This window comes from Neopoerus faecalis, assembly GCF_029218125.1.
Taxonomy (GTDB): domain Bacteria; phylum Bacillota; class Clostridia; order Oscillospirales; family Oscillospiraceae; genus Oscillibacter; species Oscillibacter faecalis_A.
The window spans coordinates 193,489-213,703 of sequence record NZ_JARFXX010000004.1 but is presented as its reverse complement, the minus strand read 5'-3'; the positions used below and the strand labels follow the sequence as shown (position 1 = coordinate 213,703).

At 57.4% G+C, this 20,215-nt stretch carries 17 protein-coding genes, 1 riboswitch and 1 other annotated feature; of the genes, 9 read left to right on the top strand and 8 right to left on the bottom strand.

The window, feature by feature from the left end; translation table 11 throughout:
- The first annotated feature begins 58 nt into the window (after positions 1-58).
- Both PY311_RS06865 and proS read left to right on the top strand, forming a co-directional pair.
- Positions 59-493 (top strand): divergent PAP2 family protein, encoded by a 435-nt coding sequence (locus PY311_RS06865; protein WP_286147916.1) that lies wholly within the window; start codon positions 59-61, stop codon positions 491-493.
- A 99-nt stretch (positions 494-592) separates the two neighbouring features.
- Positions 593-2,029, top strand: a complete 1,437-nt coding sequence (proS, locus tag PY311_RS06860) for a proline--tRNA ligase (protein WP_286147915.1) — start codon at positions 593-595, stop codon at positions 2,027-2,029.
- Between the two features lie 106 nt (positions 2,030-2,135).
- On the opposite strand, the gene PY311_RS06855 is transcribed toward proS, so the two are convergent.
- On the bottom strand, positions 2,136-3,320 hold the full coding sequence (locus PY311_RS06855; protein ID WP_286147914.1) for a pyridoxal phosphate-dependent aminotransferase: 1,185 nt from the start codon (positions 3,318-3,320) through the stop codon (positions 2,136-2,138).
- Between the two features lie 221 nt (positions 3,321-3,541).
- Between PY311_RS06855 and obgE the strand changes: the two genes are divergently transcribed.
- A complete protein-coding gene (obgE, locus tag PY311_RS06850) occupies positions 3,542-4,828 on the top strand; it encodes a GTPase ObgE (RefSeq protein ID WP_286147913.1) in 1,287 nt (428 codons plus the stop codon).
- A gap of 300 nt (positions 4,829-5,128) precedes the next feature.
- On the opposite strand, the gene PY311_RS06845 is transcribed toward obgE, so the two are convergent.
- Positions 5,129-6,775 carry a Na+/H+ antiporter NhaC family protein gene (locus tag PY311_RS06845; RefSeq protein WP_286147912.1) on the bottom strand — a complete coding sequence of 549 codons (1,647 nt, stop codon included), beginning with the start codon at positions 6,773-6,775 and terminating at the stop codon, positions 5,129-5,131.
- A 100-nt stretch (positions 6,776-6,875) separates the two neighbouring features.
- Positions 6,876-7,050, bottom strand: a riboswitch (Lysine riboswitch).
- A gap of 151 nt (positions 7,051-7,201) precedes the next feature.
- Positions 7,202-8,590: a uracil-xanthine permease family protein gene (locus PY311_RS06840; protein ID WP_286147911.1), complete on the bottom strand. Its 1,389-nt coding sequence runs from the start codon at positions 8,588-8,590 to the stop codon at positions 7,202-7,204.
- 63 nt (positions 8,591-8,653) lie between these two features.
- Between PY311_RS06840 and PY311_RS06835 the strand changes: the two genes are divergently transcribed.
- A complete protein-coding gene (locus PY311_RS06835) occupies positions 8,654-8,929 on the top strand; it encodes a hypothetical protein (RefSeq protein WP_286147910.1) in 276 nt (91 codons plus the stop codon).
- A 51-nt stretch (positions 8,930-8,980) separates the two neighbouring features.
- Here PY311_RS06835 and PY311_RS06830 read toward each other — a convergent pair whose 3' ends face one another.
- Positions 8,981-9,493, bottom strand: a complete 513-nt coding sequence (locus tag PY311_RS06830; RefSeq protein ID WP_286147909.1) for a shikimate kinase — start codon at positions 9,491-9,493, stop codon at positions 8,981-8,983.
- A gap of 238 nt (positions 9,494-9,731) precedes the next feature.
- On the opposite strand from PY311_RS06830, the gene PY311_RS06825 reads away from it, so the two are divergent.
- The 4 genes from PY311_RS06825 (at position 9,732) to PY311_RS06810 (ending at position 13,416) form a co-directional block, all read left to right on the top strand.
- Complete coding sequence (locus PY311_RS06825) at positions 9,732-10,457, top strand: GntR family transcriptional regulator (RefSeq protein WP_286147908.1); 726 nt, start codon at positions 9,732-9,734, stop codon at positions 10,455-10,457.
- Between the two features lie 96 nt (positions 10,458-10,553).
- Positions 10,554-12,065: an IMP dehydrogenase gene (locus PY311_RS06820; protein ID WP_286147907.1), complete on the top strand. Its 1,512-nt coding sequence runs from the start codon at positions 10,554-10,556 to the stop codon at positions 12,063-12,065.
- 157 nt (positions 12,066-12,222) lie between these two features.
- Positions 12,223-12,762 (top strand): phosphatase PAP2 family protein, encoded by a 540-nt coding sequence (locus tag PY311_RS06815; RefSeq protein ID WP_286147906.1) that lies wholly within the window; start codon positions 12,223-12,225, stop codon positions 12,760-12,762.
- A gap of 21 nt (positions 12,763-12,783) precedes the next feature.
- Entirely contained in the window at positions 12,784-13,416 is a 633-nt protein-coding gene (locus PY311_RS06810) for a GyrI-like domain-containing protein (RefSeq protein ID WP_286147905.1), read from the top strand.
- A gap of 121 nt (positions 13,417-13,537) precedes the next feature.
- Here the strand turns inward: PY311_RS06810 and PY311_RS06805 are convergent, their stop codons facing one another.
- A complete protein-coding gene (locus PY311_RS06805; protein WP_286147904.1) occupies positions 13,538-14,026 on the bottom strand; it encodes an HD domain-containing protein in 489 nt (162 codons plus the stop codon).
- A gap of 219 nt (positions 14,027-14,245) precedes the next feature.
- Positions 14,246-14,492: a binding site (T-box leader), on the top strand.
- A gap of 93 nt (positions 14,493-14,585) precedes the next feature.
- Between PY311_RS06805 and PY311_RS06800 the strand changes: the two genes are divergently transcribed.
- A complete protein-coding gene (locus PY311_RS06800) occupies positions 14,586-15,977 on the top strand; it encodes a TrpB-like pyridoxal phosphate-dependent enzyme (protein ID WP_286147903.1) in 1,392 nt (463 codons plus the stop codon).
- Positions 15,978-16,039: 62 nt separating this feature from the next.
- Here PY311_RS06800 and PY311_RS06795 read toward each other — a convergent pair whose 3' ends face one another.
- From PY311_RS06795 to PY311_RS06785, 3 genes are all read right to left on the bottom strand, one after another.
- On the bottom strand, positions 16,040-17,791 hold the full coding sequence (locus PY311_RS06795) for a class I adenylate-forming enzyme family protein (protein WP_286147902.1): 1,752 nt from the start codon (positions 17,789-17,791) through the stop codon (positions 16,040-16,042).
- Positions 17,781-18,659: a 2-oxo acid dehydrogenase subunit E2 gene (locus PY311_RS06790; protein ID WP_286147900.1), complete on the bottom strand. Its 879-nt coding sequence runs from the start codon at positions 18,657-18,659 to the stop codon at positions 17,781-17,783. The genes PY311_RS06795 and PY311_RS06790 overlap by 11 nt, the downstream gene beginning before the upstream one ends.
- 119 nt (positions 18,660-18,778) lie before the next feature.
- Positions 18,779-20,188 (bottom strand): glycosyltransferase, encoded by a 1,410-nt coding sequence (locus PY311_RS06785; RefSeq protein WP_286147899.1) that lies wholly within the window; start codon positions 20,186-20,188, stop codon positions 18,779-18,781.
- Between the last annotated feature and the right edge of the window lie 27 nt (positions 20,189-20,215).

The following is a 20,215-nucleotide window of genomic DNA, read 5'->3' as shown; positions in this document are numbered from 1 at the left end:
CACGGCCTTAACATCTGGTGTATAGTAAAAGCGTCAATAATTTCTCGGGAGGCGTATCATGCTGCAAGAGCTGCTCCGCAATCACCTGCTGATCAACGCGCTGCTGGCGTGGGCCACGGCGCAGATTTTAAAATTCATCATTTATCTGGCGGTAACCCGCACGCTCGACTGGGATCGCCTTCTGGGTGACGGTGGAATGCCCAGCGGTCACTCTGCCACCGTGACCGCACTGGCGGTGACCTCCGGTCTGGAATACGGCTATGACTCCCCCGTTTTTGCCGTGTGCGTGATCCTGGCCGTCATCGTCATGCATGACGCCATGGGCGTCCGTCGGGAGGCGGGACGCCATGCCAAGGCCATCAATGAGCTGCTGGAAATGCTTGACAGCGAGGAGACGCCGGAGGTGAAGCTGAAGGAGTTCCTGGGCCACACGCCTATGCAGGTGTGCTGCGGTGCGGTGCTGGGCTTTATCGTTGCTCTGGCCCTGGGGTGAAATGGTTGACAACAGGGGAAAAAGACGATAAAATAAGACGTTATGAGTTCAAAGGAGGCTATTTGCCTCCAATTCTGGAATAAAGTTGAGGGAAGAATCATGGCACAGGACAAAAAAGTGGAACAGATCACCAGTATGGAGGACGATTTCGCCCAGTGGTATACGGACATCTGCAAGAAGGCGGAGTTGATCGACTATTCCAGCGTGAAGGGATTTATGATCCTGCGTCCATACGGCTACGCCATCTGGGAGAACATTCAGCGGATCATGGACGGGGAATTTAAAAAAACCGGCCACGAAAACGTGGCGATGCCCGCGCTGATCCCGGAGAGCCTGCTGAAAAAGGAAGGCGAACTGGTCAACGGCTTTGCCCCTGAGGTGGCTTGGGTCACCATGGGCGGCAGCGACAAGCTGGAGGAGCGGCTGGCTTTCCGCCCCACCTCTGAGACCATGTTCTGCGACCACTGGCACAGCGTCCTTCAGACCTATCGCCAGCTCCCCATGCTCTATAACCAGTGGTGCTCCGTGATCCGCTGGGAAAAGACCACCCGCCCCTTCCTGCGCAGCCGGGAATTCTGGTGGCAGGAGGGCCACACCATCCACGAGACCGCTGAGGAGGCTATGGCAGAAACGGAGCAGCAGCTCAACTGCTATGCTGACTTTTGCCGCGATGCGCTGGCCATGCCGGTAGTCAAGGGCCGCAAGACCGACAAGGAGAAGTTTGCCGGCGCTGAGGCCACCTATACCATCGAGAGCATGATGAAGGACCGTAAGGCCCTCCAGTCCGGCACCAGCCATTATTTCGGAGACAAGTTCTCCCGGGCCTACGATGTGACCTTCACCGGCCGGGACAACAAGCTGCAATATCCCTTCCAGACCTCTTGGGGCACCACCACCCGGCTCATCGGCGCGGTCATCATGACCCACGGCGATAACAACGGTCTGGTGCTGCCTCCCGCCATCGCCCCCATTCAGGTGGTGGTGATCCCCGTGGCGGCCCACAAGCCCGGTGTGCTGGAAGCGGCTGCTGAGATCAAGACCCGTCTGGAGGCTGCCGGCCTGCGGGTGAAGCTGGACGATTCCGACAACTCTCCCGGCTGGAAGTTCGCCGAGTATGAGATGAAGGGTGTGCCCGTCCGGGTGGAGATCGGCCCCCGCGATCTGGAAAAGGGACATTGCTGTCTGGCCCGCCGTGATACCGGCGAAAAGAGCTTTGTCGCTTTGGATGAACTGGAAAGCCAGGTGCAGAGCCTGCTGACCGCCGTTCACGACAACCTGTATGCTCAGGCGGAAAAGAACCTGGAGGACAACACTTTCGACCTGAACTCCTGGCAGGAGGTCAAGGAGATGGTGGAGACCAAGGGCGGCTTTGCCCGGACCAAGTGGTGCGGCAAGCTGGAGTGCGAGCTGAAGATGAAGGAACTGGCAGGCGTTTCCAGCCGCTGCATGCCGCTCAAGCAGTCCGGCACCGAGGGCGTTTGCCCCGTCTGCGGCGAGAAGTGCACCACTGATATCTACTGGGGCGTAGCGTACTAAGTCCCTCCGAAAAATTCAACAGCCGCCCTTTTTGAAGAAAGGGCGGCTGTTTTCTGTCTTTACAGCAAGGTCCCCGGCTCCCTTGAAAGGAAACCGGGGACTTACTTTACTTTTTATACGAATCTGCCAGCGCCTTGAAGCGAGGCAGCGCCCGCTGAATCATCTCCGTCTGGACGCAGTAGGCGATCCGGAAGTGGCCGGGAGCGCCGAAGCCACTGCCGGGGACCAACAGCAGGTCGAATTTTTTGGCTCGCTCGCTGAACGCCATGTCATCCGGTTCCAGTGACCGGGGGAACAGGTAGAAGGCTCCACCGGGCTGGACCACATGGTAGCCCATCTCCCGGAGAGCGTCCGTCAGCAGTGTGCAGTTGCGCTCGTAGACGCTGATGTCGCTGGTGAGGTCGCAGCACTCCGCCGTAACCTGCTGGAAAAGACTTGGCGCGTTGACATAGCCCAGAGAACGCCCCGCACCGGCCACAGCAGCGGAGACGGAAACCGCGTCCGTGGTCTGCTTCGGCACCAGCACATAGCCCAGCCGCTCGCCCGGCAGGGACAGGGACTTGGAGAAGGAGTAGCAGACAATGGTATCCTGATAAATGGACGGGACCCAAGGCACCTCCACACCGTCAAAGGCGATCTCCCGATAGGGCTCATCGGAAATGAGGTAAATAGGGTGGCCGTACAGTGCCTCCTTGGCCCGCAGAATCGCCGCCAGCGTCTCCAACGTCTGCCGGGAGTAAACCACACCGGAGGGATTGTTGGGAGAGTTGATGACCACGCCCTTTGTCCGGCAGTTCACAGCCTTTTCAAAGGCAGTAAAGTCGATTTGGAATTGCTCGATCTCCGGCGCGATCACCTGCACCTTGCCCCGGGCTCCCTCAATAAATACCTTGTATTCCGGAAAATAGGGTGCAAAGAGGATGTATTCATCGCCGGGACAGGTCAGGCCGTTGAACACGCAGCACAGGGAGGCTGCCGCGCCTACCGTCAGATACAGCTCGTCCGCCGTATAGTGCTCACCGAAGCGGCGGTTCAGGGAATCGGCAATGCGCTGCCGGGCACCGGTATCACCGGGGGCGCTGGTGTAGCAGTGGATGGTATCCCCCTGCTCCCGCAGCAGGCGGATGGCAGTCTCATTTACGGCAGCGGGTGCCGGTACGCTGGGGTTGCCCAGGGAAAAGTCAAACACATTCTCCGCGCCTACCTCCGCCGCCCGTTGGCGGCCATACTCAAACAGCTCCCGAATCACGGAGCGGGCAGTTCCTAACTGGAGCATACGCTGGGAAACCATAGCAAATCCTCCCGATACAGAATAGATTAATTGCGCTTATTACAGTTATCATACCATTCCCGGCAAGCGCTGTAAATCGGCGGCTGCACCAATCAACGGCCCCTTTCCCCCGCTTTTTTGGTTCCTTTTCACCGCTGCTCTTGACGTTTGCTCCGTTTTTCGCTAAAATGCTTATAATTGGGTAGAATATTGAAAACTTCAGATACAGAGAGGCATTTTGAATGGCAACAACATTTATTGATAAGGCCCGAATCACCGTTCGGGCCGGAAACGGCGGCAACGGCGCCGTGGCCTTCCACCGGGAAAAATACGTGGCAGCCGGCGGGCCGGACGGCGGCGATGGCGGCAAGGGCGGCTCCATCATTTTGCAGGTGGACGATAATCTCTCCACCCTGATGGACTTCCGCTATAAGCGCAAGTATATCGCCGAAAACGGCATAGACGGTCAGGGCGGCCGCAAATCCGGCAAGGATGGCGCCAATCTGCTCATTCGTGTCCCCCGTGGCACGCTGGTGCGGGACGCGGAAACCAACGAGATCATCAAGGATATGAGCGGCAGCGAGCCCTACGTGCTCTGCAAGGGCGGCCGGGGCGGCTGGGGCAATATGCACTTTGCAACGCCCACCCGTCAGGTTCCCCGTTTTGCCAAGGCGGGTCTGCCCGGTGAGAGCCACGATGTATTCTTAGAGCTGAAGCTGCTGGCAGATGTGGGCCTCATCGGCTTCCCCAATGTGGGCAAGTCCACACTGCTCTCTGTTGTCTCCAAGGCACAGCCTAAGATCGCCAACTACCACTTTACCACCCTGTACCCCAATTTAGGCGTTGTATGGGTGGACGAGGGCGTTTCCTTCGTCATGGCCGACATTCCCGGAATCATTGAGGGTGCCAGCGAGGGCGCCGGTCTCGGCCACGATTTTCTGCGCCACATTGACCGCTGCCGCCTGCTGGTCCACGTGGTAGATGTTTCCGGCAGTGAGGGCCGGGACCCGGTGGCAGACTTTGACGCTATTAACGCCGAGCTGTCCCAATACAGCCCCGACCTTGCCAAGCGGCCCCAAATCGTCGCCGCCAACAAGGTGGATATCATAGCTGATCCCGAAAATCTGGAGCGGCTTCGCGCCCATGTGGAGGCCAAGGGCTTCCCCCTGCTGGAGATCTCCGCCGCAGCGCATCAGGGGACGCGGGAGCTGGTAAGCCGTGTGGCCGAGATGCTCTCCACCCTGCCGCCGGTGACGGTCTACGAGTCGGAATACGTTCCCAAGCCCCCGGTGGTGGATACCTCCGCCCCGCTGGATATTCAGCGGATGGATGACGGGCATACGTGGCTCATTCAGGGGCCGTGGCTCCAGCGGCTCATGGCCAACGTCAACTTCGACGATTACGAGAGTCGGATGTGGTTCGACAAGGCCCTGCGGGAGACTGGGCTATACCAGCAGCTTGAGGAACGGGGCATTGAGGATGGCGATACCGTTTCTCTGGATGGCTACGAATTTGAGTATCAGCGCTGAGAGCGTCTGTTTTGAAGCATATTCAACGTAATAAGTAAAGCCTGCATGGCCAATGGCCATGCAGGCTTGAGACTGTCGATAAAGTGGTAAATCCTCCGCAACGGTAAGGAAGGGTGTGCGCGGGAAACCCAAGAAGGGTGTCCTGCGCCATTGAAATCCTTAGTTTTCAGAACTTTTATGAAGTTCTGAAAACTTGTTCAGCGGGGAGAAAAGACTTTTTCGACACGCTAAAGCCTGCATGGCCATTGGCCATGCAGGCTTTTTGATTGCCCTTGGAAATACGCCTATCGTAAGCTGGCCTTATTGAATCGGCTCACGGGAAAGGGCCCTTTTCCGTTCGATACTGCGGAGGGCAAACAGCACGCCCAGCATCAGGGCAAGGCTCACCGCCCATGTGATATACACATTCTGCACAAAACCCGCCACGATGAAGCCCACCACGCAGACACACGCCACCGTCAGCACATAGGGAAGCTGTGTGGCCACATGGTCAAGGTGATTGCACTGCGCGCCCGCAGAGGCCATGATGGAAGTATCGGAAATGGGAGAGCAGTGGTCGCCCATCACGGCACCGGCACAGCAGGCGGAAATACCGATAATAAGCAGCTCGCTGGAGGCAGGGAAAATCGCCGTGACTATGGGAATGAGAATGCCGAAGGTCCCCCATGAGGTGCCGGAGGCAAAGGCCAGCACACAGGCCACGAGGAAAATCACAGCCGGCAGCATGGAGTACAGCGCGGAGGCCGCGCCCTCCATTAGATCGTGGACATAAACGCTGGCGCCCAGTGACGTAATAGTAGCTTTCAGAGAAACTGCCAGCGTCAGAATCAGGATGGGAGAGATCATGGCGTTGAAGCCCTTGGGAATGCAGTCCATAGCGTCCTTAAACGTAATGACCCGCCGAAGCAGCAGATAAATTACCGTAAACAGCAGCGCAATAATGCCGCCCCATGGCAGGCCGATAAAAGCATCCGTATTGCCGAAGGCGCCGATGAAATCCCCGGCGCAGTCCGTACCGCCCCATGCGTCCACGCCGAAGAAGCCGCCCACATAGATCATGCCCACCGTGCAGCAGATGATCAGCACCGCCACAGGGAGCAGCAGGTCGATGACTCTCCCCTTGGGGTTGATCTTTTCATCCTCCTCAGACTTCAGCGCCCCCAGCTCACCGGTCTCCCGGGCGAGGCGCTCAAAGTCCTTCATGGGGCCGTAATCAAACTGCATCATGGAAAGGCCGATGATAAACACAAACGTCAGCAGGGAATAGAGATTATAGGGGATGGCCTTGATGAAAAGCTGGATGCCGCTGATGCCGGTATCTAAGCCCTCCGCCGTGGAGGAAACCGCCGCCGCCCATGAGGAAATGGGGGCAATCATGCACACCGGCGCGGCGGTCGCGTCAATGAGATAGGCCAGCTTAGGACGGGAAATGCGATGACTGTCCGTCACCGGGCGCATGACCGTGCCGACGGTGAGGCAGTTGAAGTAATCGTCAATGAAGATGAGGATACCCAGCACAAAGGTGGCAAGGGACGCGCCCACCTTTGTCTTGATGTTCTTCGAGGCCCAGCGGCCAAAGGCGGCGGAGCCGCCGGCAGCGTTCACCAATGCTACGATGATGCCCAGCAGCACCAAAAACAGGAAAATGCCGGCGTTGTCGGAAATTGCGGCCACCAAGCCATCGTTGACGATCATATCCAGCGCTCCGATGGGGGAAAAGCCCTTTGCGAACAGCGCCCCCACCACAATACCGATAAAGAGGGAGCTGTAGGCCTCCTTGGTAATAAGCGCCAGCGTGATAGCGATCACCGGCGGCAGCAGCGCCCAGACCGTACCGTACAGGCTGCCGGCAGCGGCCTCCTCACCGGCAGCCAGCACCGGGACGCCCAGCAGAGCGGCGGCCAATGCGGCCAGCAGTGCTGCGCGCAGGACAGAATGCTTCTTCATGGAATTTCTCCTTTCGTTTTCCGCTTCCAATATGGCGGAGCATGAAAAAATGGGGGCATGACGCACGCCATGCCCCCATTTGAGACCTCAACTTCAAATAGACCACAACAGCGCTCCGCCCGCCTCCGGGCGACAGTCTGCCAGATCTTCTCCGACAGCCCAGATACCGGTCCATCAGGCAAACAGACCGGTTCTTCGGCGGCTGACCCTTTTTCCGTCCTCCGTTGCCTGTCTCCCGGACGGATACTCTTATCAGCCGCGCCTCTATCATGCCTTATTCACTTGGTTCTGCTCTCATTATAGGGCATTTTTGCCCCTTGTCAACGCCTTTTCCGCAGAATTTTCCCATTTCCCGGCAAAATACGGAGTGCCGGACATCTGGCGCTCCGTATTTGCATAGTTCTTCTGTTTCTGCGGGACGGACGCTCAATAGCTGCCGAGGTCGGCGGACTTGTCACCTGTGACGCTGACGCCGAACTCATAATCGTTGCCAGGCAGAATGGCGTTGAGGATCACGCCGCACAGCGCCGCAATGGCAAGGCCGGACAGCGTTACCGCCGCGCCGCCCACGGTGAAGGTCACACCACCCACGGAGCTGAAGCCAAGGCCGCTGACAAACATCACCGCCGCAATAATAAGGTTGCGAGACTTGGTGAGATCCACCTGATTTTCCACAATGTTGCGGACGCCCACAGCGGAGATCATGCCATAGAGGATGAAGCTGACGCCGCCCACGATGGCGGAGGGAATGGAGTTCACCAGCGCGTCAAACTTGGGAGAGAAGCTGAGAATGATGGCGTAGATGGCCGCCAGCCGGATGACCCGGGGATCGTAGACCTTGGAAAGCGCCAGTACGCCGGTATTCTCACCGTAGGTGGTGTTGGCAGGGCCGCCGAACAGGCCCGCAAAGGCCGTTGCCAGACCATCGCCCATCAGGGTGCGGTGCAGACCGGGGTCCTCGATGAAGTTATTGCCGGTGGTGGAGGAAATGGCGGAGATGTCGCCGATGTGCTCCATCATGGCGGCAATGGCGATGGGTGCCATCACTAAAATGGCGGAAATATCAAACTTTGCAAGGATGAACTTCTGGAGGCCCACCAGATGCGCCTCGCTGACAGCGGTAAAATTCACCAGCGGCTGCATGACGCCGTTGGCGTCCGGCAGCTCCGCGCCGCAGAACGTGGCGATGACCGCCACAAGATAGCTGCCGACCACACCCAGCAGAATGGGGATAATCTTCACCATGCCCTTGCCCCAGATGTTGGCAACCACGATGATGGCCATGGCCACCAATGCCAGCCACCAGCAGGTCTGGGCGTTGGTAATGGCGGAGCCGGAGAGGTTCAATCCGATCATGATGATCATGGGGCCGGTAACGATGGGAGGGAAATAGCGCATAACGGTCTTGGCACCCAGAACCTTGAAAAGCAGCGCCAGCACCAGATACAAAAGGCCCGCAATAACGATGCCGCCCAGCGCGTAGGCCAGCTTCAGCTCCGGGTCAAAACCCTCGTAGGCCGGCATGGAGGCCACTGTGGAAAAGCCGCCGAGATAGGCAAACGAGGACCCGAGGAACGCGGGAACCTTGAATTTCGTGCACACATGGAACAGCAGCGTACCGAGACCCGCCATCAGCAGCGTGGTCTGGATGCTCAGCGGCAGACCGTAGCCCTGCACCAAAATCGGCACCAGCACCGTGGCGCCGAACATAGCGAATAAATGCTGCAGCCCCAGCACCAGCATCCGGGGTGCCCCCAGCACCCGGGCGTCGGTCACAGCCTCCTGTCCCAAAACCGGCTTCTTTTTCTCGTTCATCTTTGTTCTCCTCTCATACACACAAAATTTCTATCTGATATTTTTTTAATAGACACACTAAAAATGGGCAAAAAAAATACCGGCACCAATAGCCGGTCAAAAGGAAACGAAAATCAAAAGGGAATCGCAGATGGGAAGCCGTTCTGTTTTGTTCCGCAGCAAATGCATCGGTTTCCCCTCCCTTATCAATTCATTGGGCCTATTATACAGGAGCATTTTTCGGTTTGCAAGCCTTTTTTTGACAGCTTCTGCCAAAAAATCACCGACAGCTTTATTCAAAATGTCGATTTTACGGTTGCTCCGCAGCTTTTTTCCAATAGCCATCGGCTCTACCGATGATATGCCCGCAGCGGCGGAACAGCCGGAGAAACCGGCTGTTCCGCTTTTCCGCTACGCCTGCAGACCCACTGTCCGCATGACCTCCTCTACCAGTTGGGCAGTATCGTCCTCGCCCTCCCGGCTGGCCACGATGAGGTCGGCATATTTTGCGTACAGCCCACGGCGCTCCTCATAAATTTCCCGCAGCGGCATCCCCTTGGGGGCCGCGATGCCACGGTCATAAAGGTCCTTCGGCATCCGCTTTTGTATCTCGTCAAAGGGCGTCTGGAGCCAAACCACCACACTGCCCTCCTTCAGATGGGCCATGGCCTCCGGATAGAGCACCATGCTGCCGCCGGTGGCGATGACGGTGTGGGTCCACTCCAGCTCCCGTCCCACCTGATTTTCGATTTTATAAAAAGTCTCCAGTCCGTCCTGACGCAGAATATCCGGCAGCGTTTTTCCCGCCGCCTCCACGATCAGATCGTCCACATCCACAAAGCCATAATCCAGTCGGGCCGCCAATGCCTGCCCCACGGTGCTCTTGCCCGTACCCGGCATACCGATCAAAACAATATTATCCATACTTGGGCCTCCCTTACATGATCCTGTCCCATTTTACTTTTGTCGAAGACATTTGTCCATCGTTAAAGTACACAAAGAATTTGTGCCAATAGATTGACCTTTCCCGACAGGGCAGACAACCCCGCCACAGGTACGCGGACAAAATCTGTTGAATTTGTGTATTGCAAAATGGCAGCGCATTTTGTAAAATAGTCAGAAAATGGTATTACCTATTCTTTATTGGCAAGGAGGCCCCTATATGAACGAAAAGCCCCGTCAGGCCAAAAGCATCCGCGCGCAGCTATTGACCGCCATGCGGGAGGGGGAATACGCCCATTGCGACCGTCTCCCCCGTGAAAGCGTGCTTTCCGAGCGATTGGGAATCAGCCGCACGCAGCTACGGGATATTTTAGCGTCGCTGGACCGGGAGGGCTTCATCACCCGGCGGCACGGCGTCGGCACCGTCATCAACCGCCATGTCTTGGGGGCACAGGCCCGCATGGACATTGAGGTGGAGTTCATGGATATGATTCGCCAGAGCGGCCGCACCCCCGGGCTGGCCTTTGTCCGCGCCGCCGAGCTTCTGGCGGATGATCGCATCGCCGCCAAGCTGGGAATCTCCGCCGGAACGCCGCTGCTGCGAATCTCCCGGCTCTGCACCGCTGATGGCCGTCCCGCTATTTACTGTGAGGACATGGTGGAAAAATCCCGCCTCCGGCGCGTCTATACCAATGCGGAGCTGCGTCAGCCCATCTTCGGCTTTTTGCAGGAGGTCTGCGGTATCTCCCCCTATATGGACCTGACAGACCTGCGGCCCTTAACGGCAGATGCGTTTCTTGCCGATATTTTTCAGGTCCCGCAGGGAACGCCGCTGCTGAATATGGACGAGGTGGACTATGACATCGACGGTGTGCCGGTGTTCGTCTCCAGCGAATATTTTGCCGATGGCATCTTCCGCCACACCGTTCTGCGGAAAAAGCTGTAAGCCCCCTGCCCTGTCCGCTTGACCTTTCCGCATTTTTGCGGTATCATCGATTTTAACATTTTATCAGTCAATTTCACGGAAAGAGGTAATTTTTATATGGCGTATTTCTTCCAGGAACCCTCTCACACCTTCAGCGAGTATCTGCTGGTGCCCGGCTATTCCTCTGAGCACTGCATCCCCTCTAATGTTTCCCTGAAAACCCCGGTGGTCCGGTTCAAAAAGGGCGAGGAATGCCCCCTGACCATGAACGTCCCCATGGTCTCCGCCGTGATGCAGGCTGTGTCCGGCGAGCAGATGGGCATTGCCTTAGCCAAGGAGGGCGGCATTGCCTTTATTTATGTCTCCCAGTCCATTGAGTCTCAGGCGGCCATGGTCCGCCGGGTCAAGAACTACAAGGCGGGCTTTGTCATCAGCGATTCCAACCTCCGGGTGACGGATACTCTGGCGGATGTGCTGGCTCTGAAGCAGCGCACCGGCCACTCCACCATGGCTGTCACGGATGACGGCACCGGCACCGGCAAGATGCTGGGTCTGGTCACCAGCCGTGATTACCGGGTCAGCCGCATGGAGCCAGACGCCAAGGTGGCGGATTTCATGACCCCGGTGGAAAAGATCATTTCCGCCCCGGAGGGCACCAGCCTGAAAATCGCCAATGACATTATCTGGGACCACAAGCTCAACGCCCTGCCTATTCTCTCTGAGGACGGTCATCTGGTGAGCTTTGTGTTCCGCAAGGACTACGATTCCCACAAGGGCAATCCTCTGGAGTTGCTGGACAGCCAGAAGCGCTACGTGGTGGGCGCCGGCATCAATACCCGGGACTACGAGCAGCGGGTGCCCGCGCTGGTGGACGCCGGTGTGGATGTGCTGGTCATGGACTCCTCCGAGGGCTATTCCTATTGGCAGAAGCACTGCCTTGAGTGGATTCGCTCCAAGTATGGCAACACGGTCAAGGTAGGCGCCGGCAACGTGGTGGATGGCGAGGGCTTCCGTTTCCTGGCAGACGCTGGCGCCGACTTTGTGAAGATTGGCATTGGCGGCGGCTCCATCTGCATCACCCGCGAGACCAAGGGCATCGGCCGCGGTCAGGCCACAGCCGTGATCGATGTGGCCGCCGAGCGGGACAAGTATTTTGAGGAAACCGGCATCTATGTCCCCATCTGCGCCGATGGTGGCATCGTGCAGGATTACCACATCACGCTGGCACTGGCCATGGGCGCGGATTTCTGTATGCTGGGCCGCTACTTCTCCCGGTTTGACGAATCCCCCACCAGCAAGATTTTGGTGGGCGGCAGCTATATGAAGGAATACTGGGGCGAGGGCAGCGCCCGCGCCCGGAACTGGCAGCGCTATGATCTGGGCGGCGCCGCCAAGCTGAGCTTTGAAGAAGGCGTGGATTCCTACGTTCCCTATGCCGGTGCACTGGCAGACGGTATGGCCACCACACTGGCCAAGGTCCGCTCCACCATGTGCAACTGCGGCGCGCTCACCATTCCCGAGCTGCGGGAAAAGGCCAAGCTGACGCTGGTTTCCGCCACCTCTATTGTCGAGGGCGGCGCACACGATGTGCTCCTGAAGGATACCTCCAACAGCGGCGGGAGAAGCTAACTGGTTCTCCCCGCAAATACTAAATTCATAACAAATCTCCGGGTGCTTTGGCACTCGGAGATTTGCATTTTATGATACGGCGGTAAACTCCGCTTTTCATTTTACGGCGAATATGATATGATAGCTCCATTGTTGACTGGCAAGGAGATGAGCACACGTGCAGGCTGCGGAGCTGGCGATTTTGAATTGGATACAGGCGCATCTGCGCTGCGGGCTTTTAGACACAATGCTCCCATGGGTAACGCACCTGTGTGACCATGGGGAGATTTGGATTCTGCTGGCCGCTATGCTGCTGGCATTTCCGAAAACCAGACGAGCCGGGGCCTGCGTGGCCTGTGCGCTGGTGCTGGACTTGCTGCTGTGCAACATCTGGCTCAAGCCCATGATCGGCCGGATACGGCCCTTTGCGGTCAATCCGGCGGTGTCACTGCTGATTGCACCGCCTACAGATGCCTCGTTCCCCTCCGGGCATACGGCGGCGTCCTTTGCCGCCATGCTGGCACTGAACCGAGCGGGCAGCAGCCTCTGGAGGCCCGCGCTGGTGCTGGCGCTTCTCATCGCCTTCTCCCGGTTGTACCTTTACGCTCACTGGCCCACCGATGTACTGGGCGGTGCCGCAGTCGGCGCGCTGGCAGGCTGGCTGGGAGCAAGGCTGGTACAATTTTTGTCTGAAAAGTACCGAACACGCAGACTGTGATTTTTATTGGTGGAGGTCATCATGGCTTTTGATTTCAAGAAGGCATACAAAGCGCTTTATATGCCCCAAAATGTACCGGAGCTGATTACCGTTCCTCCGGCCAACTATATCGCTGTCCGGGGCCACGGCGACCCCAATGAGGAGGGCGGCGCGTACAAACAGGCGATTGAAATTTTGTATTCCGTTGCCTATACCCTGAAAATGAGCTATAAAACAGAGCATCAGATTAAGGGCTTCTTTGAGTATGTTGTCCCGCCGCTGGAGGGCTTTTGGTGGCAGGAGGGCACGGACAGCGCGGATTATACGAATAAATCCGCATTCAACTGGATTTCCGTGCTCCGTCTGCCGGATTTTGTGACGGAGGCAGATGTCCACTGGGCTGTGGAGACGGCGTCTAAAAAGAAAAAGTTAGACTGCTCCCCGGTGGAATTTATGACCATAGACGAGGGGCTGTGTGTTCAGATGATGCACCTCGGCTCTTATGACGATGAACCGGCAAGCGTTGCGAAAATGGACGCATTTCTATCTGAAAACGGTCTTGTCAACGATTTCAGCTCCGAGCGACTTCATCATGAAATTTATCTATCCGACGCAAGAAGGGTTGCCCCTGAAAAGCGCAAAACCGTGATTCGCCATCCCGTTAAAAGGGGCTGATTTTCCCACCGGACAGCAAACCGATAACAGCATAAACGGCATGACCTCCCTTTGGGTCATGCCGTTTATCTATTGGTTCTTTATAAATACTCCTGGCAATGCCGCCAAAACGCCGCTGGCATCATTTGCGGCTCAGCAGTGTGCGGAATTTTCTCGCGGGGGATGTCCGCACACAGTCCCACACCTCCCGTGTGGCGCAGATTTTATCCGCACAGGTGACCACTACGCTCTCCTTATACTTCGGCGGCGTAGGGTTCAGAGGGAACATATGCCGGTGGATGATATTCGCCTCAATGGGATTTAAGCCGAAATCCCGCTCTGCATTCTCCATGGCTCTCCGGGCATGGTAAAAGCCGTGGAGCCTATGGTCATCGTTGTGCTCCCGCCAATTATACAAAAAATAATCGTGGAGCAGCGCACCGCGAACCAGACTGCGCCAATCCACGTCCCAGCCCCATTTTCGGGCCAGACGGATACTGCAAAGCGCCACGGCCACGGAATGATCGAAGCAGGTGGTACTGCCGTGCTGAGGAATTTCCCGCTCCCGGGCCATGGTAGGCGAACGCAGGATGTCCCCGCCGTATTCCCAGAGCATTTCCTGATCGGTCATATCCATCGCCTCCTTTCACTCTGTTCCTGATTATAGAGGGCGGCTCACGGATTGTCCAGAGAAAAAGCAGACAGAGCTGACCTGTTTTCCGCCTCTATTCTTGTGCACTTTATTCATTATTTTTCTTATATCCTTTAAAAAATTCTGTTTTTTGGATAAACTCGCAAAATCAGTCTTGACAAATGTCCGCGTCAGGCGTAAACTGCGCTCAAGTTCAAAGCAAAACCGATGACACGGAGTAAGTACACAGAAGTGCGTTCCCCGCAGCGAGCTGCCGGCAGTGAGAGGGCAGCGGGAGGGTATCTGTGGAATGGACCGTGGAGGGCGGGCCGAACAGCGCAGCTTAGTAGGCACCGACGGGCTTTTCCCCCGTTACCAAGGAAGGATGTGTGTTGGCACATCGCCGAGCGGACGTTTATCGTCAATTTGGGTGGCACCGCAGAAGTTTCAGACTTTTGTCCCAAAAGAACCTATTCATGAGGTCCTTTTGTGGATGGAGGTCTTTTTTTGATGCCTTCTCCGCCCGGACCCGTTACGAGTTATGAAAGGAGAACGCACTATGGCAGCCGAAAAGAACAACATTCCCTACAAGATTTACCTCTCTGAAGATGAGATGCCCAAGGCATGGTACAATGTCCGGGCGAATATGAAGGTCAAGCCCGCTCCTCTGCTGAACCCCGGCACCGGAAAGCCCATGAGCTTTGACGATCTGCGCCCGGTATTCTGCGATGAGCTGATTCGCCAGGAGCTGGACAACGATGACCGGGAAATCCCCATTCCCCAGGAAATCCTGGATTTCTACAAAATGTACCGTCCCTCTCCCCTGGTACGGGCCTACTGCTTGGAAAAGGCGCTGGGGACTCCCGCTAAAATTTACTACAAATTCGAGGGCAACAACACCTCCGGCTCCCACAAGCTGAACAGCGCCATTGCCCAGGCCTATTACGCCAAGCAGCAGGGGCTCAAGGGCGTCACCACCGAGACCGGTGCCGGTCAGTGGGGCACGGCCCTGTCCATGGCCTGCGCGTATCTGGGGCTGGACTGCAAGGTGTTCATGGTGAAGGTCAGCTACGAGCAAAAGCCCTTCCGCCGGGAGGTCATGCGGACCTACGGCGCCTCCGTGACCCCCTCCCCCTCTGAGACCACCGCCATCGGCCGCAAAATTCTGCAGGAGCATCCCGGCACCACCGGCTCTCTTGGCTGCGCCATTTCCGAGGCCGTGGAGGTTGCCACCTCCACCCCCGGCTACCGCTATGTGCTGGGCAGCGTGCTCAATCAGGTGCTGCTGCACCAGAGCATTATCGGCCTTGAGACCAAGGCGGCACTGGATAAGTACAACATCGTGCCGGACATCATCATCGGCTGTGCCGGCGGCGGCAGCAACCTCGGCGGCCTCATCTCCCCCTTCATGGGCGAAAAGCTCCGGGGTGAGAAGGACTACCGCTTCATCGCCGTGGAGCCCGCCTCCTGCCCCAGCTTCACCCGCGGCAAATTTGCCTACGATTTCTGCGACACCGGCATGGTGTGCCCCCTCGCCAAAATGTACACCCTCGGCAGCAACTTCATTCCCTCTCCCAGCCACGCCGGCGGTCTGCGGTATCATGGCATGAGCAGCATCCTCTCCCAGCTCTACCATGACGGCTACATGGAGGCCGTTTCCGTAGAGCAGACCAAGGTCTTTGAGGCGGCGGAGCAGTTCGCCCGCATTGAGGGCATCCTTCCCGCACCGGAGTCCAGCCACGCCATCCGGGTGGCCATTGACGAGGCCATGAAGTGCAAGGAGACTGGCGAAGCCAAGACCATTGTGTTCGGTCTTACCGGCACCGGCTACTTCGATATGGTGGCCTATGAGAAGTTCCACAACGGTCAGATGACGGACTACATCCCCACTGACGAGGAGCTTGCAACCAGCTTTGCAACGCTGCCCAAGGTCCCTGGTCAAGAGGGCTGAGCTTTCCGCATATAAAATCCCAGCCCCGCTGAAAAAATCAGCAGGGCCGGGATTTTTGCTTTTTATTCCGCTTTGGCCTCAGTGGGGTCCGCCGCGGCAGCCAGCTTTTTCAGCTCTTCCTCCTCCAGCACCCGGTAGGCCACCTTACCCACCAGCGTTTTCGGAAGCTCCGCCCGGAATTCGATATCATAGGGCATGGCGTACTTCGCCACATTTTTCTTGAGATAGGCCATGAGCACGTCCCGTGTTTCCTCGTTGGCCGGGACGCCGGGCTTCAGCATAACGAAGGCTTTCACCTTCTGCATTTTCAGCTTGTCCGGCACGCCGATGACACAGCTCATCTGCACCAGCTCATGAGCGTCCAGAATATTCTCCATTTGAGAGGGATACACATTGTAGCCGCTGGTGACGATCATACGCTTGATACGCTGCTTGAAATAGACAAAGCCATCGCTGTCCATATACCCCAGATCACCGGTGTGTACCCATGTCAATCCATCGGCATGGGTCTGGAGCGTTGCGGCGGTCTCCTCCGGGTGATGGAGATAGCCCATCATCACTGTGGGACCGGCAAGGCAGATTTCACCATCCGTGCCGTAGGGCACCTCGTTTTGTGTGCCATGCTCTACAATTTTATAGTATGTATCCGGGAACGGGATGCCGATGGACCCCTCCCGGGAGATGTGATACGGCGTCAGGCAGGAGGCGGTGACGCACTCCGTCAAGCCGTAGCCCTCCCGCACCTGAATGGTGGCGTGGTGGTCAAAAAGGAATTTATCGAACCGCTTCTTCAGCTCCACGGAAAGACTGTCGCCGCCGGAGTAAACGCCCTTGAGGCAGCTCAAATCAGCGTTTTTCATTTTCGGCAGCCGCAGCAGCGCCTCATAGAGCGTCGGTACACCGGCAATGAGGTTGCAGCGGTATTTTAACAGCAGCTTTGCATAGCTGTCCGGCGTGAACCGGGGCACAAGGATGCAGCAGCCGCCGTTGACCAGCATGGAATGGATGGACACACCCAGTCCGAAGCCGTGGAACATCGGCATCACCGCCAGCATTTTATCGCCGGGACGGAACATGGGATTGGTGGCAATGATCTGTGCGCCCAGCGCGTTGAAGTTCAGATTGGTGAGCTGGATTCCCTTTGTCACGCCGGTGGTGCCGCCGGAGTAGAGAATCACCGCCTCATCTTGTGCTTTTTTCTCCGCCTTATACCTCCAGTGGTACGCCAGGCCACGGCGCAGAAACTCGTGCCACCGCAGCACCGGCGCGTCCTTGGGGATACGGGCCTGCTTGCGGCCCTCAGTGAGCATATAGCCCACCCGCACCGGCCGGGACAGGGCGTCCGGGATGGAGGCCAGAATGATATTGTCCAGCGTCACGTTCTGGCGGATGGCCTCAAATTTATGGTAGAACTGGTCCAGCGTCACTGCAAAGAGAGAGCCGGACTCCTTGAGGTAAAACTCGATCTCATTCTCACTGGAGAGGGGATGAATCATATTGGCCGTAGCGCCCACAAGATTGATGGCGTAGAACATGGTGACTGCCTGCGGGCAGTTCGGCATGGCCATGGTGATTTTATCGCCGGGGCGGACGCCGATGGCCTTCAGCGCACGGGCACAGAGGTTGATCTCCGCCACCAGCGCACGGTAGCTGGTCTTCCGGCCCATAAACACATAGGCGGGATAGCTCGGGTACTTCTGCGCGCAGCGCTCCACCGCCTCATACATCGTACAGTCGGGATATTGCAGATGCTCCGGCACCACGCCGTAAAACGCCAGCCACGGCGCCTTTACCTTTGTCGCTTCAACACTCAAAATCAACAGCCTCCTTCAAGGGTTTTTCCAGCAGCTCCGGATTTGCCAGCAAATACTGCACCAGCTTCAAAGAACGTCCAAAATAAAAACCATCCGCCACCCGCTCGTCCAGCGTGATACCGATGTCCACCATATCCCGCACACTGCGGGAACCGTCCGGGGCGATCTTTTCCTCCTTGCGGAGCGTGCCGATGGCGATCATGATGGAATTGGTTCCATAATTATTCAGGTGGTGGTACACGCTGGGACAGCGGATGCTGCCTAAGTTCGTAAGGAACACGCTGGCAAAGTTGGGATCGTCCTCCCGGAGCTCATCCGGCACTTTCCCGTAAAAGTCCAAAATTTTTAAAATCCGGAAAAACAGCATCAAAAACCACCGGGGCAGATGCTTTAAGATATCCATGGCCCCGTTGGCACCGCCGCTTTTCTCTGTCCGTGCCTGATGCACCTTGCCTACCACCTGATGCGTCACGGCGGTCAGCGTCCAGTCCTCCGGCGCTGTCGCCACCACCAGCCGCTCCTCGCTGTGGTCCTCAAACCGCTTCTTCGCCACAAAGCCCAGCGTGATGTCATAGCGCTGGTAGTATCTGCGGCCGGAGATATAGCGGTTCAAATCCGGACGGAAATACACGGTTTTGGCAACAGCCATGAGAATGCAGTGGAACAGCGTTGCCCGGTATTCCTCCTCATGCTGGTTTTTCCCCTCAATGTACCGCAGTGTTTCCGTTACATCAAAGGGCATATTGACATAGACCTCCGCATCCGTGCGCTTGTCCATCAGATGCGGCATAATGGTGTGCAACCCGTCCAGATCACGGACCCAATATGCGTCCCGCCGGTCCCCCCGGCGCTTTTTACGTTCTTCCATATACGCTCCTAATTATTCACAGTCCGCGCCCAAAAAATGGGACGCCGCGTGTATTCTACCACGCCGCGTCCCATTTGTCAGCCATATTTCCGCTTTTTTAGGAGAAATCTGTCAGGCACTCAAAGATACCGGTCCAGCTTCTGCCACAGAGCCTCGCCCTTTTGCTTCAGCTCCGAACGGAAGCTGCGCCGCTCCTCGCGGCGTTCCTCCCGGCGCTCCTCATATTCCCCCTTATGCTCCTCCCAGCCCTCCCGGGAGCGCTCCGCCAAACCATCTCCCAGATTGCGGAGCCGGGCCAGCGTTTCCATCATAGTCCCCTGCGCGTTCAAAAAGCCATCCATCGGCTTGTGGTGCTCATCGTACCGCCCCATGCGGTAGTTCTCCATCACGATGCCGTAGCGGTCCTCGGCCCGCTTTACGGCATCCGCCCACGAGAGGTACAGCCGCTCACCGGCCTGTCGGCCCACCTCGGCCATGCATTCCGGCGTCCGGCAGATTGCCTGCAGCTTAGACGCCATGGCACCGGCATTTTCCTCAATCAAAAAGCCTGTTTCACCATCTACTACGCCCTCGGCGGCGCAGCTCTCCTTGATGAGCACCGCCGCAAGGTCGCTGGCCGCCGCCTCACGGACCACAAGGCCGTTGGTATCATAGCTGGAGGGGAACAAAAACAGGTCCGCCCGGCAGTACCACGCCCGCAGCGTCTCCCGCTGAGAGATGGCCCCGGTGAAAATGCACTTATTGCCCAGCGGCTTTGCGTATTCCTGCACCTCTGACGCGTCGGCGCCGTTGCCGATAAACACCATGCGGAAATCCTCCCCTCCGGCCGCAAGCAGCCGCAGCGCGTCCAGAATGATTCTAAGGCCCTTGTACCACATCATGCGGCCCACGAACAAAAATACCGGCACGCCCTCCGGCAGGTCATACCCTGCGGTGGCAGCGGCAATGTCCGCCTCGCTGACCCGGCCCCGTGGCATATCCACGCCGTTTTCCATGACATGATAATCGCCCTGATAGCCGATGGAGCGCAGATTCTCCCCCGCGCCATGGCTGACGACCCATACCTCGTCGCACGCGGAAATATTGGCCGCCAGAAGATACAGCGCGCTCTCCTGCAGCAGTCTGCCCCGGATGAGCTTAGCCACATCCACATCGAATTTTGTGTGATATGTAAACACCAGCGGTGCGTCCACCACCTCCCGGATGGACCGGGCCAAAATGGTGGACATCACCGGGCAATGGCTGTGCAACAGATCGATCTTTTCGCTTTTCAGCCGCCGCAGCGTTTCCGGGGAAAAGGGATAACCCGCAAGATACCCGAACAGCCGCCGGGTATCCACACTGGGGTAGCGTACGACCGGGAACGAAAACCGGCTGTCATCAGCCTCCGGGTGCTCCGGTGTCACCACGATGGCTCGGTCTCCCAGCTTTGTCAGCTCCTGGGCGTAGTTGACAACGGTATTGGCCACGCCGTCGATCAGCGGCGGAAAGGAATCGTTCAAAAGGCAGATGCTCTTGGGTGCCTTCATACTCTATTCTCCTTTGTATTATTCTGT